Source organism: Ferroplasma acidarmanus Fer1 (assembly GCF_000152265.2).
GTDB classification, from domain to species: Archaea; Thermoplasmatota; Thermoplasmata; order Thermoplasmatales; family Thermoplasmataceae; genus Ferroplasma; species Ferroplasma acidiphilum.
The window spans coordinates 944,668-957,844 of record NC_021592.1 but is presented as its reverse complement, the minus strand read 5'-3'; the positions used below and the strand labels follow the sequence as shown (position 1 = coordinate 957,844).

Below are 13,177 nucleotides of genomic sequence, written 5' to 3'. Positions count from 1 at the left end.
AAAAATATTTTTTTAATGTTCTCTGTAAAGAACTGGCTCTAACTCTTCAACAGCTTTACCTTCAAGTTCTTTCAGATTTTTTATTACGTCGGAAATTGGTTTTTCCTCAGTAACCACATATTTTACTTTTCCAAGAGACATATTGTATGATCCGGGGCACAGTGAGTTTTCTGTCACTACGAACATATCTGGCTTTAAGGATAGAATTCCGGCCATTGCAACCTCTCTCCCACCATGTGTTCTGCCAAATCCTGGATTTTCATACTCTTCTATCTTCTTTGTTTCATCGTCTATAAGGAATATTGAATTGCCATATTCCAGAGGGCTCAACATATTTTCTTCGTCTACTACGCATGCTACTTTCATAACTAAGGTAAATATAACAAAAAATTTAAGGTGATTGTATATTTTAAAACTAAAAAAATTAGTAATACCCGTGCATTTCCACAGAATATTCAGATATAGTAATACCGCTGCCGTTTTCAACATGCCCTACTTCCTTTACGGGAACACGATTTCTTACTATATTTAAAAAGTCTGTTTTGCTCTCAGGGTCTATTACAACAATATACCCCATTCCCATATTGAATATTTCAAACATTTCACTGAAGGAAAGGTTTCCCATATCCATCAGGCGCAAAAACACATTATCAACATCGAAAGGATTGTCAATAACATATTTCATATCTTTCATCCTTGCAATATTTTTTATTCCCCCGCCGGTAATATTTGCCATGCCCTTAATAGGCACAATGCTCATGGCGTCAAGAACTTCCCTTACATATATCCTTGTTGGTTCAAGAAGTACATCTGCAACTCTTTTGCTATCTCCTGGGAACTGGTCTTCGTAATCGATTTCATTATCCTTTATTATTTTCCTCACAGTGGTGAAACCGTTGGAATGGAGACCACTGCTTTTCAAAGCGAATATGAGGTCCCCGTCTGAAATCTTTTCTCCTGTAATTATCTGGTCTTTCTGTATTAATCCCAGGGCTGTTGCAGATATGTCTATGTTTTTTACCAGATCCGGAACTATTGCTGTTTCTCCTCCCACAATATTTAGATTGGCTATCTGGGCACCAACGTTAAACCCGATGCCAAGTTGCCGTGCTATTTCATTATCCATCTCCTTAAGTGAAAGGTAATCAAGCATAGCTATGGGTTCTGCACCAACTGTTATGGCATCGTTTACATTCATTGCAACGCAATCTATGCCTATAGTATTGTATTTGTTTGTCTCAGCTGCTATTATAGTTTTAGTGCCAACACCATCATTATTAAAAGAAACGGCGAAATTGCCCAGGTCTATCAGTGATGTAAATCCACCAAGTGAATTGATTGTCTTGAAATCGGACCTCTTAAATTTTATCTGCCTCAGAAAATTGGAAACAAATTCTCCCTGTGATTTCCTGTCTATTATCTTCCTTTCCATGTATAATAATTACATTCTTAAATAAAAGTTTATATATTTTTATAAATTATTTCCAGCATAAGAATAGAAAATAGGAGTTTAAATAGCAAAATAATGTGTGGTGGTAATTATATTCATTAAAGGATATGGCAATGTAACTACTTTATTTAAAATTTAAACAATAAAGATAGTATAGCATTGATTTCACTAACCTGTTGGTTATAGGACTTAATGGAAAAGGCAAATATTTTAAATAGATAATGCATTACTCTATAAGGTGACATAAATGGTTCAGAGAGAAGACGTAGATTTTGACCCTAAACATATAGATGAAAATTTTATGAGCGATGAGAAGAACTATCCTGTAACAGGAGAAGAGGATGGGCTTAAAGTAAGAGCAGGCGGAATGCAGAGAATGGATGACAATGGAAAACCATACCCTACAAAATTAGGAATTCATGGAACAACCGTTGCCGTTGATTGGGACGGATGCATTGCAGATGGTTCATGTATGGATGTCTGCCCTGTTGACCTGTTTGAATGGAAATTAAATCCTGGAAATTCCGGAACTGGAAACGACAAAAAGGTAGAAAAAGGAACACCGGAATGGGAAAAATACAGAACAGACAAGTCAAACCCCGTAAGGGAATCAGAATGTATATTCTGCATGGCATGTGTAACAGCCTGCCCGTGGAGTGTAATTAAGGTAAACAACGAGTAAATACCTTAATTTATTGATTCATAAGAGCTTCATAGGCTCTTATTGCATCCTTTCTATTTACTATTATTATAGTCTCGTTTGAACAGGATATTAATTGTAGTACGTTTATTTCATAGGAGAAAAGCCTTTCATTTATTTTCATAACAAAACCCGGCGTTTTCACTATCTCCATGGATGAGAATATATGCAGGGAACTAACATTGCGTTCAATAACAGCGTTTTTTGGAAGATCCAATTTTTTATTTTTTGTTTCATCCACTATATACACAATTGAATCGGTTAAATAAGTAGCAGAAAGGAAGTTCAGGTTGTCTATTTTCCTATCAACAGTGATAACCATTATTTTATCCTGCAATGTAATTTTGCTTTCCGATAGAAGCCTGTCAATATGAACTGTGTCCGCCGAAGAATTTTCCATAAATATCTTGTTCAATGCAGACCTGATAGAAATTATATTATATCCGGTTTCCTCCTGTGATATTTTCCTGGAGAGCTTGCTTACATTAAGTATTCCCATTCTCATGGAAATTATGAGCTCAGGATTCTTTTTAATGTAATCCCTCACCATAGTTTCCACATTTCCCCTGCCTGTTCTTGACATAATATGATATGTATAATTATAATATAATATTTTACATTAATACATATTATATGTTATTAATACCACTAATATGCTAAATATTTACAAAAAATATCATATATACAGAAAATATTTGATACCCATGGATAAAGTATTATTATTATATTCAGGCGGCCTTGACACATCTGTTATGGCAAAGTGGATTCAGAAGGAAATGAAGAAAGAGGTTGTTACACTCACATTGAACATAGGCAACAGCAATCTTCAAAAAATAAAGGAGAAGGCTCTCGGGCTGGGAGTTTCTGATGCAATAGTACTGGATGTAAAGAACGAGTTTTCAGAAAAATATATTGCAAAAGAGATTTATGCAGACGGCATGTATGAGGGTTACCCCCTATCTACTGCTATTGCGAGGCCGCTGATGGCAGAAAAAGCGGTACTGTATGCTGAAGAATATGGCTGCAACACAATTGCACATGGTTCAACAGGCAAGGGCAATGATCAGGTAAGATTTGAGGTTACAATGAAAGCCCTCAATGAAGATATAAATGTAATCGCACCCGTAAGGGATTGGAATATGAACAGGCCGGATGAGATTAAATATGCAAAGGCAAACGGCATAGATATCCCCATGGGTGGAAAATATTCCGTTGATGAAAACATATGGGGGAGGTCGGTTGAAGGATCGAGTATAGAAACTGTATCAAATCCGCTTGAATACGATGTTTATGAATGGGTTAAGCCACTTGAGGAAACAGGAAATGGCGATATAATAGATATTGAATTTAAAAATGGGGTTCCCGTTTCACTGAATGGAAAACAGTACGCCCTTAAAGAACTTGTGGAGAAACTGAACGTTATAGCAGGGAACAATGGAATAGGGCTTATAAATCACATGGAAGACAGGGTAACCGGAATTAAAAGCCATGAAGTCTATGAGGTCCCGGGAGCTATGGCTATCATACAGGCACATAAAATGATGGAATCACTTACCCTGAATAAATCTGAACTGGATATTAAAAATTATATGGATAATCAATGGTCAAATTTTGTTTACAATGGATTATGGTATGACCCGGTGATGGAACACATAAACCAGTTTGAATCCAGCATAAATAAATACGTCAATGGAAATATAAAATTGAAGCTTTACAAGGGGAATATAGTAATGCAATCTATAGAAAGTGAAAATTCAATATACAACTATGATAAGATAAGCTATGACAACAGCAATTTCAATCAGGACTCAGCTAAAGGATTCATAGATATTTACAAAAACAATACAGTATATGCTAGCAATGCCAGGAAAGAGAAAATAAAATTAATCCAGTAAAATTTATTTATTCTATATTGGGATTGACAATTATGAAAATATGGTCTGGCAGTGCAGCGCCTGAATCGGGCAACGAAGCGTACAGAATTATGCTTGAGAAAGATATTGATGTTGATAAGTACCTTATACCCTATGAAATTTTATCATTAATGGCATATAACCTCAACATATATGAGAGAAATATATCTGATAGAAATAACTCAAAAGCAACTCTAAAGGAGCTTTTATCCCTGTATAATAGAAAAATTTCACTTGATCCAGATCTTGAAGATGTGCATGGGAATATAGAAAACATAGCTATAAGGGAAACAAATGGGGCTGCGAATAATATGAGGATGTTCATGTCAAGGAATGAACAGGTACATACCGATGTGAATTTTTTCCTTATTGATATCCTTCTGGAATACGAGAAAATCATATACAACACAATTACAGGGTTAGAGAAGTTAACACAGAATGGAATTATGCCGGGATATACACATTACAGGCAGGGCATGCCAGTTACATTCCAGACCTATGTTGATTTCATTAAAAATATAATGGTATATAACTTCAATAATATTGATTCAATATTAAATGAATTGAAAGAGCTCCCATTAGGCTATGGTTCCGGTTTCGGTTCAATGTCCGATGCAAATTTCAAAGAAGTTGCAGAATATATGGGGATGAAAAAGCAGATAAAGAATCCATTATTCTCTTTCATGCTTTATTCAGACAATTATATCAAAGTTTTATCCGCAATAAATTCATTTTTAATAGATATATCAAGAATATTCCAGGACATGATAATTTTCAGCGGAGATGAAATGAAGATTATTGAATTGCCAGCAGGATATGTTACTGGAAGCTCATTGATGCCAAATAAAGTTAATCCTGATTTTCTTGAAATATTCCAGGGATATGCGGCAAAATCCATTTCACTGATGAATTTGCTATATTCCGGGACGATAAATAAGACAACCGGGTATCATAGAGATTTCCAGATATTAAAGGATGAAGTAATACCGTTTATGGTTGAATTAAAGTGTGTGTTAAATGGGTTTCCAGAATTATTCTCCGGAATTAAGTTCAATAAAGAGGCCAGTGAAAGAATAATAGGCAATTCCATTTATGCAACATACAATTCAAAGTTAAATTTTAAAAATAATGGGAACTGGAAGGAATCCTATAAAATGACTGGGGACATGATTAGGTCAGGAAAAGCGTTGAAGCCATATATGCCAGAGGATGTAGTATCATACAGGAATTTTGATTTTATCAGGGATAAAATAGAAAATAATATTTCTTCTATGGATAATAGCAAAAACAGGTTATTGAAAATGGTAAATGATATAATATCTAATTTATAAAGTGGATAACTTACCAATTGTCCCCATAATTTTGTGTGTTTATGCAGGGCACATCTTTTTGGGCATGGGAGACATATTTGATCACCTTATTAAGCTACACCCTCCAAAGTACTTCTTAAGTTCTTTTTACCGAAATGCAGGAAATACCCCCTACAATCCATTATAAATATCCACATAGAACTACCAATAAGCTCCCAGGCATATGATAAAGGATCAGAAAGATTTAATTTTTGTGGGTTAAAAAGGAAGAATAGTGTTATGACTATTACAATCGATATCAAAGCTGTGGGCAATGTCCTTAGGAACTGCTTTTTTGTTATTCTCATTGACAAATACAGCCCGGGCAAATAGACATACGCAATGACGGACATAACCACTGCAATAGCAACAGTTAATACAGTTTCAAAAAATGGAAATCTCATTCTTTTTTCACCCTCACATATACAGTTGTTTTGATATTAGTTCGGGGAGCTTGTGCCCTTTTTATAGCTATTGCCTTTGATAGATAAAATAGTGCTATACCCATTATGATGAAATTAAGATGGCTATAAACAAAATAATGAAAAGTGCCCATTTGGAGGTGTACACTTTTTGCGTAATAGAAAAAGATGACAGCGTATAACATATATGCTGTATATCCTAATATTGCGTATATTAAATATTTTTTCCAATAGTGTATCATATGTGGACTCCTCTGTAATATATAGCTACCATCAATATGCCTGTCATAACCTTTTGTTGCTCATAATGATATTAACACGTAAATATATAAATATTGGTAAAATTATTAGAAAATAATTTATTGTTTATTAATTTGTCAATTAATTTTTATATTTATGACTTACCAGTTCCTTCATCAATAATTTTCACACACAGATAAAAAAATATATAATTATATGAAACATTAAGAGAATATATGATAGACACTGTGGCAATTGAGAAAAAATGGAAAGACTACTGGTTTAACAATAATATCTTCGCATTCAAGAAGGGTGATAAGAATTATACTATAGATACGCCACCACCTACAGTTTCTGGAAAAATGCATGTAGGACACGCATTCTCATACCCGCAGCAGGATTTTATTGCAAGATATAAAAGGATGAAGGGCTATAATGTATTCTATCCATGGGGATTTGATGATAACGGGCTACCAACAGAAAAATTTGTTGAGAAGGAAAGAAAGGTAACCATAGATAATACGCCATTAAAGGATTATATAGAAATATGCAGGGAAGTGAGCAGGGAGTCAGAAAAAGGCCTGTATCAAGCATGGTATGATACGGGCATAAGTGCTGACTTTAAGAACTATATCGACACATCATCCGATTTTTCAATTAAAATATCACAGGAAATGTTTCTTGACCTTGTTGCAAAAAAAAGGGCATACAGGGATGAAGCACCGTATATAACATGCCCAACATGCCGTACAGCAATATCACAGATAGAGATGAAGGATGCCATTATCAGCACAGAACTTGTATATATTAATTTCAACGGCATTGAAATAGCCACAACAAGACCAGAAATGCTGGGTGCATGTGTAGCTATTTTTGTAAATCCAGATGATGAAAGGTTTAAAAAATTTGTAGGAACCACTGTAAATGTTCCGGTGTATGGATATCCTGTAAAGGTTATGTCTGACCCGTCTATTGATATGGAATTCGGAACTGGAGCTGAAATGCTATGCACCTTTGGAGACCAGCATGACCTTGAACTGTGGAAAAAATATGGCATCAAAGCTAGGATAATTCTCAAAAATAACAGGATAAATGACGGGAGCGTTATTATTAACATGCCAATAAAGGATGCAAGAAAGAAAATTATTGACGAGCTTCAGAGTAAAAATTATATAATAAAAATTGAAAAAATAAAACATTCCGTAAATACCCATGAAAGGTGTGGAACTCCTATTGAAATAGGAATAAGCAAGCAGTGGTATATAAAAGATCTTGATATTAAAAATGAACTAATAGAATTCGGGAATAAAATAGAATGGGTACCAGGGCACATGAAAACAAGGTATGATAACTGGGTAACAGGGCTGAAATGGGACTGGTGCATATCCAGGCAGAGATACTTTGGTGTTCCTTTCCCTGTATGGTATTGTGACAATTGCGGTGAGATTATTCTTGCTGGAAATGAAGAACTTCCGGTGGACCCGAGGCTGGATAATAAAAAAAGAAAATGTGAAAAATGCGGGTCTGATAATATAGTTCCGGAAACCGATGTTATGGATACATGGGCAACTTCATCATTAAGCCCAACATTATATCTTAAACACATAAACCAGATGGATTTATACCCGATGGACTCCAGGTTCCAGGGGCACGACATAATTACATCATGGGCTTTTACCACAATACTGAGGTCGTATTTACATTACGGCGAAATACCATGGCGCAAAATAGTCATCAGTGGGAATGTTTATGATCCCTTTGGCCAGAAAATGAGCAAAAGCAAGGGAAATATAGTTGAACCGCGGGCAATTATAGAGAATTATGGCGCAGATGCACTGAGATACTGGGCATCAACAACCATGCAGGGGGAGAACATAAAACTAAGGGAACAGGACCTGATGAGGGGGCGCAAAACAGTAATAAAACTGGAAAATTCATTGAAACTTATTATGATGCTTGCAAATAATAAAAAACCCGGGAACACAATACCGGAGTTTCCTGTAAATAGATGGATAACTACAAAGATGGAACGCACCATAAAAGAGGTAACAGAGTATATGGAAAATAATGAAATCATGAAAGCCAGAATAAGCCTTGATAAATTTTTCTGGAATGAATACTGTGACAATTATCTTGAAATGATAAAAAACGAATCATCCAAAGATGACAGGAGAGATGAAACACTTTCGACTGCATTTTCTGTATTTGAAAATATACTTAAGATGTACTCACCCATAATGCCATTTATAACTGAAGAGCTTTTCCACCAGGCTAATCCATCTTTTTCAGGCAGCATAGGCCTTGAGCCGTATCCTGAATTTGATGGGCAGATGATTTATAATGAAGAAAATGAAGTTGATTATATAATAGGCGTAATAGACAAAATACGGAATCTGAAAAGCCAGATGAAACTGTCAATGGCAGCACCACTGGACATTTTAAAATTGCACGGAGATGCTAAAATTATACAAAAATATGATTATATACTGGAAGGAATGATGCACATAAATAGTATGGAAATAATAAATTCAGAGGATACTTACATTGAAAATTAATAGATATCCAGGTACTTATTAATCTCCCAGTCCGTGACCTCTGACCTGAACTCATTCCATTCATTTTCTTTTATGCGCAGCAGATTATTGAATACAGATTCACCGAATATTTTCTTCATCAATTCACTGTTACGGAATGATTCTATAGCCTGTCCAAGTGAACCTGGCATGGACTTTATCCCATTCTTCTGCCTTTCTGCTAAATCCATTTCAAATATGTTCTTCTCAATTGCTTCCGGAGGATTTATTTTATTTTCTATGCCATCAAGGCCCATGCCAAGTATTGCAGCAAATTGAAGATACTGGTTTCCAGCAGCATCAGGGAACCTTAACTCCATTCTCTTTCCCTTAGGCGGTGCAGCAGGTATTCTAACAAGAGCACTCCTGTTCCTGTTTGCCCATGCAATGTATACAGGTGCTTCATAGCCTGGAACCAATCTTTTATAGGAATTTACAGTTGATGCAAGAACAAGTGATGCATCTGCTACATTATGCAATATGCCACCAAGGTAATGCATTGCATAGTCGCTCAATCCATACTTACTGGACTCGTTATAGAAGAGGTTTTCATCGCCTGAGAATATGCTCTGGTGCACATGCATTCCATTGCCATTTACACCCTTTACCGGCTTTGGCATAAATGTAGCATAATATCCATATTCATTGGCAGTTTCCTTTACAACGCTTTTTATCATAATTATTCTATCAGCCATTGTAACAGCATCTGAATATTTTACATCTATCTCATGCTGGCTGTATGCTACCTCATGGTGTGATGCCTCAGGGTAATAGTGCAACCCTTCAAGCTTCCTTATTATCTCCTGCTTTACCGTGAATGCCCTATCCAGTGGCTCCTTGTCAAAGTAACCGCCATAATCGCTTGGCTCTATTGTTGGCTCACCATTTTCATCCTGCTTGAAAAGGAAATATTCAAGTTCAGGGCCCAGATAATAGGTTTTATTTTCCTTTGTTAGCTTCTCAACCTGCTTTTCCAGTATATACCTTGGGTCTCCCTCAAACCTTGTGCCATCTGAATTGAATATCTTGCATACAAACCTTACAGTTTTCCCTGCATAGTTCTCATTGGTAAGTATAGTATAAGAAGAGAGTTCCGGTACTGCTTTCATATCGGAATCCTCTATCTGTTTGTATCCAACAATGGAACTCCCATCAAACATAACACCGTTGTAAATAACATCCTCAAACCTGTTATGTGGTATGGTTAATGATTTAACTGAGCCAGAAATATCTGTAAATTGCAGTTGCAAAAATTCAACTTCATCTTTCTTTAACTTTTCAATAAAGGACTCTTCATCCTGCATATAGCATAATGCAAATAGGTAATAAATACTTTTACGGGGATAATCCGGATAAATGATTTTGCTTAAAATTGGTATGTTCTATGTTAATATAGGTGGGTATCGGAAAACATTTAATATCCTTTTATAATAATCAAAAAGTGAATATTTTAAATAAAAATAGTGTAATTGATCTAATTTATTCAATAAAAAATGCGTCTCTATTATTCTTGTTTATTTTATTTCCATATCACTTATATAATAATTCCATGAAACTTTATATATTTCCCGCTATCATTATTTCTTTTGAAATAATTTATTACTTATCATATATTATGTCCAGAAATATTATAGAACTTGTGAAAAAATATTCAGTGTTTTTAGGAGGGGCTATTTTTGCTATTATTATGCCTTTTATCCTGTATATCAGGAGTTATTTGATTCTGGTTGTAATGATTGCCATTCTTGCCTTTGGCGGATCGATTATAGACAACTGGAACAATACATACAGGCGTGGGAACAATATTACTAATGTCTATACAGGAATTGCACTGGCAGGTATTTTTGCAACCATATATTTTATACATTTAAATTCAATCTATATTATTTTTATATTATCTGTATTGCTGGGAATTTTTTCAATAATTTATATATTATTCACTCACCAGAACATAAATTATAAGAAAACAGTGCTGACAAAAAAATTAAAACGGTATATAGTATCAATAGGTGATATAAAGAGGGTAAGAAATGGGTTAGAGCTGCTTTATACAATTTTTATTAATTCACTTTTATATATGGCTATTGCGCTTATATTAATCACCATTCCATTGCTGGCTGTAAAAGCAGGCGATATTAATTTAATTTACAGGTTTGTAGTAATTTCAGCAGCATCATTTTTTACTGTGTTTCTGGGTAGTATGGTAAAATCAAAAACCTTTCAGGGAATTTCTTTTGTATCCATATTTCCACTGCTCATTGTAATAGGATTCCTGATATCCATAAAAAATACGCCTCTGGATCTGAATATTAGCATTCTTTTTATCCCGGCCGTTGCGTTTCTGGTACCAGGATATAGAACGTATATCACAAGAAAGTTCCCTGGAAGTGAAAAGTATTATGTAAATAAATTTACAAATTTTTTTAGCGGGATTTTTTTAATCACCGTACCTTTTATAATTCTGACTTTTATTGGTTTTCCTATGTATGCAATTATAGTTGAACTTCTAGCTTCTTTAATTGCACTGATTATGTGCCTGAAATTTATCAATTATCCGGAGATAATACCACCGGCAAAATATAAAAATTAATAAAAGAAGTTATAATTAATCTACATGAATCCAAGGGACGTAAGAAGGATGATGAACCAGATGGGAATTAAATCCACCGAAATGCCGGACGTTAAGGAAGTTATACTGAAAGGTAAGGATAAAGATTACATAATAGAAAACGCGTCTGTCACAATGATAGAGGCACAGGGGCAGAAAACATTCCAGGTTCTGGGCACCATGAAGGAAAAACCCAAATCGGCATCTGTTGAAGAATTTGATGATGAAGATATAAAACTGGTTATGTCCCAGTGCAATGTTTCAAGGGAGAAAGCAATAGAGGCACTCAGGAAAGCTGATGGGGAACCTGCACAGGCAATTATAGACCTTGGAAATTAAATGAATTATTTAGAAAATAAGTTACAGGAACAGACTCCCACATTGCAGGAACAGGAGAAATTAAAAAACATAGTATCTGCTATTGCCAGTGATATCAATGCTATATGCAAAACAGAAGGGATAGACGCAACTCCTTTAGAAGTCGGATCAGTTTCAAAGGGTACAAATCTGAAATCGAGTGATATTGACTTATTTATTACTTTTTCCAGGTCATACCCTGTTGAATATATAGAAAAGAAGGGGCTTGAAATTGGACATGCTGTACTGGAAAATGCCATAGAGAAATATGCAGAACATCCATACGTTTCCGGGTCTGTATCCGGCATTAAGATCGATATAGTCCCCGCTTTCAGGATAAATGAAGGTGAAAGAATAGTATCCAGTGTTGACAGGACGCCACTACATACAATCTATGTTAAAAGCAGGACAGATAGTAAAATGGTGCATGATATAAGGCTGCTAAAGGTGTTTCTGAAGGAAATTAACGTTTATGGTTCGGAAGTAGCAAAATCAGGATTTTCAGGATATATCTGTGAAATTGCAATAATTGCATTTGGCACATTCGAAAAGTTTATTCAATACATGGCAAATTTAAAAGGAAAGTTGATAGTGCCGGAAAACTGTGATAAAGAATTCAACGAGCCGGTAATAATAATTGATCCGGTAGACCCCACAAGAAATGCAGGGGCAGCTGTAAGTGTAGAAAACCTTTCAAAACTGAAACTCGCAGCAAAATTATATGTAACACGCCGTGAAGATATACTTTTCAATCCAGAACCTGTAATAAAATACGATAGAAAAACTATAATGAAAGCATTTGTATTAAAAAAACCGGACATAATAGATGATATAATATACCCCCAGGCCGTACGCCTTAAAAACCGGATATGGGATATATTCCAGAAGTCAGGGTTCATGCCATTCTCATCCGAATTGTATATGGGGGAAAATATAGAAATTCTGATTGAATATATGAGAAATAAATTGCCAGATGCACAGAAACATATGGGCCCGCCAGCCGAATCAAACGAGTCTATAAAATTCATAGATGCATGGAAAGGAAATAGCCGGTTAATGCGTGGGCCTTATATTATGGGAGACAGAATATATGTAGATACAAAGCCAAGATATACCGAATTAGAAGAAATAATTAAAATTGAACTGGAAAAATCAGATATAGGCAAAAACCTGAATCAGTATAAAGGCGAAATAAAAGTAGTATCCGGAAAAGATGTCAATAAGTTAAATGTGGCTAAAAAATTCTATTCAAAGTCTTTATTTTAAATATTATCCACCGGAAAAAATTTCAAGGAATACCAGATTGTCTTCAGGATTTACAATAGCATCGGAAGTTGCGGGGTTACCGTTAAGTATAGCCACAAATCCATCCTCATCTATATTAAAAGCACTATAGATATCGCTAAGTTTTTTAGATTCTTCAATGTGAATTTTTCTTTTTTCTTTTCCTATTATTTCTATCATAACAGCTCCGGGCAGATTCGAACTGCCGTCATCGGATCCAAAGTCCGGAATGCTTGTCCACTACACCACGGAGCTATAATTACCATAATCGTAAATAAATA

Annotated in this window: 13 protein-coding genes and 1 tRNA gene; 7 read left to right on the top strand and 7 right to left on the bottom strand. The window is 35.1% G+C overall.

Annotation, left to right across the window (positions count from 1 at the left end; translation table 11 throughout):
- Positions 1–12: 12 nt before the first annotated feature.
- Positions 13–366 carry a NifB/NifX family molybdenum-iron cluster-binding protein gene (locus tag FACI_RS04790; RefSeq protein ID WP_009887003.1) on the bottom strand — a complete coding sequence of 118 codons (354 nt, stop codon included), beginning with the start codon at positions 364–366 and terminating at the stop codon, positions 13–15.
- Between the two features lie 58 nt (positions 367–424).
- Positions 425–1,432 carry a phosphoribosylformylglycinamidine cyclo-ligase gene (gene purM / locus FACI_RS04785; protein ID WP_009887002.1) on the bottom strand — a complete coding sequence of 336 codons (1,008 nt, stop codon included), beginning with the start codon at positions 1,430–1,432 and terminating at the stop codon, positions 425–427.
- Between the two features lie 265 nt (positions 1,433–1,697).
- Between purM and zfx the strand changes: the two genes are divergently transcribed.
- Positions 1,698–2,132 carry a zinc-containing ferredoxin gene (gene zfx, locus FACI_RS04780; RefSeq protein ID WP_009887001.1) on the top strand — a complete coding sequence of 145 codons (435 nt, stop codon included), beginning with the start codon at positions 1,698–1,700 and terminating at the stop codon, positions 2,130–2,132.
- A gap of 10 nt (positions 2,133–2,142) precedes the next feature.
- Here zfx and FACI_RS04775 read toward each other — a convergent pair whose 3' ends face one another.
- Complete coding sequence (locus tag FACI_RS04775; RefSeq protein WP_009887000.1) at positions 2,143–2,733, bottom strand: hypothetical protein; 591 nt, start codon at positions 2,731–2,733, stop codon at positions 2,143–2,145.
- A gap of 121 nt (positions 2,734–2,854) precedes the next feature.
- Here FACI_RS04775 and FACI_RS04770 point away from each other — a divergent pair, with 121 nt between their 5' ends.
- A complete protein-coding gene (locus tag FACI_RS04770; protein WP_048074173.1) occupies positions 2,855–4,045 on the top strand; it encodes an argininosuccinate synthase in 1,191 nt (396 codons plus the stop codon).
- 32 nt (positions 4,046–4,077) lie between these two features.
- Positions 4,078–5,394 carry a lyase family protein gene (locus FACI_RS04765; protein WP_009886998.1) on the top strand — a complete coding sequence of 439 codons (1,317 nt, stop codon included), beginning with the start codon at positions 4,078–4,080 and terminating at the stop codon, positions 5,392–5,394.
- 89 nt (positions 5,395–5,483) lie between these two features.
- Here the strand turns inward: FACI_RS04765 and FACI_RS04760 are convergent, their stop codons facing one another.
- Positions 5,484–5,816 carry a hypothetical protein gene (locus tag FACI_RS04760; protein ID WP_009886997.1) on the bottom strand — a complete coding sequence of 111 codons (333 nt, stop codon included), beginning with the start codon at positions 5,814–5,816 and terminating at the stop codon, positions 5,484–5,486.
- A 494-nt stretch (positions 5,817–6,310) separates the two neighbouring features.
- Here FACI_RS04760 and FACI_RS04750 point away from each other — a divergent pair, with 494 nt between their 5' ends.
- The gene (locus FACI_RS04750; RefSeq protein WP_009886995.1) at positions 6,311–8,629 is read left to right on the top strand and encodes a valine--tRNA ligase; all 2,319 of its coding nucleotides are present in this window, start codon (positions 6,311–6,313) and stop codon (positions 8,627–8,629) included.
- Here FACI_RS04750 and glnA read toward each other — a convergent pair.
- Complete coding sequence (gene glnA, locus FACI_RS04745; protein WP_009886994.1) at positions 8,626–9,951, bottom strand: type I glutamate--ammonia ligase; 1,326 nt, start codon at positions 9,949–9,951, stop codon at positions 8,626–8,628. The two genes, FACI_RS04750 and glnA, sit on opposite strands and share 4 nt — an antisense overlap.
- A gap of 311 nt (positions 9,952–10,262) precedes the next feature.
- Here glnA and FACI_RS04740 point away from each other — a divergent pair, with 311 nt between their 5' ends.
- From FACI_RS04740 to cca, 3 genes are read left to right on the top strand one after another with little or no spacing between them, the layout of a single operon-like run.
- Complete coding sequence (locus FACI_RS04740; RefSeq protein ID WP_148285728.1) at positions 10,263–11,237, top strand: hypothetical protein; 975 nt, start codon at positions 10,263–10,265, stop codon at positions 11,235–11,237.
- Between the two features lie 24 nt (positions 11,238–11,261).
- Complete coding sequence (locus FACI_RS04735) at positions 11,262–11,594, top strand: nascent polypeptide-associated complex protein (protein WP_009886992.1); 333 nt, start codon at positions 11,262–11,264, stop codon at positions 11,592–11,594.
- Positions 11,595–12,878, top strand: a complete 1,284-nt coding sequence (gene cca / locus FACI_RS04730) for a CCA tRNA nucleotidyltransferase (protein WP_009886991.1) — start codon at positions 11,595–11,597, stop codon at positions 12,876–12,878.
- A gap of 3 nt (positions 12,879–12,881) precedes the next feature.
- Here the strand turns inward: cca and FACI_RS04725 are convergent, their stop codons facing one another.
- Positions 12,882–13,076 (bottom strand): MoaD/ThiS family protein, encoded by a 195-nt coding sequence (locus FACI_RS04725; RefSeq protein ID WP_009886990.1) that lies wholly within the window; start codon positions 13,074–13,076, stop codon positions 12,882–12,884.
- 2 nt (positions 13,077–13,078) lie between these two features.
- Positions 13,079–13,151: transfer RNA gene (locus FACI_RS04720), tRNA-Gln, on the bottom strand.
- Between the last annotated feature and the right edge of the window lie 26 nt (positions 13,152–13,177).

Bases quoted from the DNA above. Each gene is read 5' to 3' on its own strand.
- FACI_RS04790 (WP_009887003.1), bottom strand. From the start codon at position 366: ATGAAAGTAGCATGCGTAGTAGACGAAGAAAATATGTTGAGCCCTCTG.
- purM (WP_009887002.1), bottom strand. From the start codon at position 1,432: ATGGAAAGGAAGATAATAGACAGGAAATCACAGGGAGAATTTGTTTCC.
- zfx (WP_009887001.1), top strand. From the start codon at position 1,698: ATGGTTCAGAGAGAAGACGTAGATTTTGACCCTAAACATATAGATGAA.
- FACI_RS04775 (WP_009887000.1), bottom strand. From the start codon at position 2,733: ATGTCAAGAACAGGCAGGGGAAATGTGGAAACTATGGTGAGGGATTAC.
- FACI_RS04770 (WP_048074173.1), top strand. From the start codon at position 2,855: ATGGATAAAGTATTATTATTATATTCAGGCGGCCTTGACACATCTGTT.
- FACI_RS04765 (WP_009886998.1), top strand. From the start codon at position 4,078: ATGAAAATATGGTCTGGCAGTGCAGCGCCTGAATCGGGCAACGAAGCG.
- FACI_RS04760 (WP_009886997.1), bottom strand. From the start codon at position 5,816: ATGAGATTTCCATTTTTTGAAACTGTATTAACTGTTGCTATTGCAGTG.
- FACI_RS04750 (WP_009886995.1), top strand. From the start codon at position 6,311: ATGATAGACACTGTGGCAATTGAGAAAAAATGGAAAGACTACTGGTTT.
- glnA (WP_009886994.1), bottom strand. From the start codon at position 9,951: ATGCAGGATGAAGAGTCCTTTATTGAAAAGTTAAAGAAAGATGAAGTT.
- FACI_RS04740 (WP_148285728.1), top strand. From the start codon at position 10,263: ATGTCCAGAAATATTATAGAACTTGTGAAAAAATATTCAGTGTTTTTA.
- FACI_RS04735 (WP_009886992.1), top strand. From the start codon at position 11,262: ATGAATCCAAGGGACGTAAGAAGGATGATGAACCAGATGGGAATTAAA.
- cca (WP_009886991.1), top strand. From the start codon at position 11,595: ATGAATTATTTAGAAAATAAGTTACAGGAACAGACTCCCACATTGCAG.
- FACI_RS04725 (WP_009886990.1), bottom strand. From the start codon at position 13,076: ATGATAGAAATAATAGGAAAAGAAAAAAGAAAAATTCACATTGAAGAA.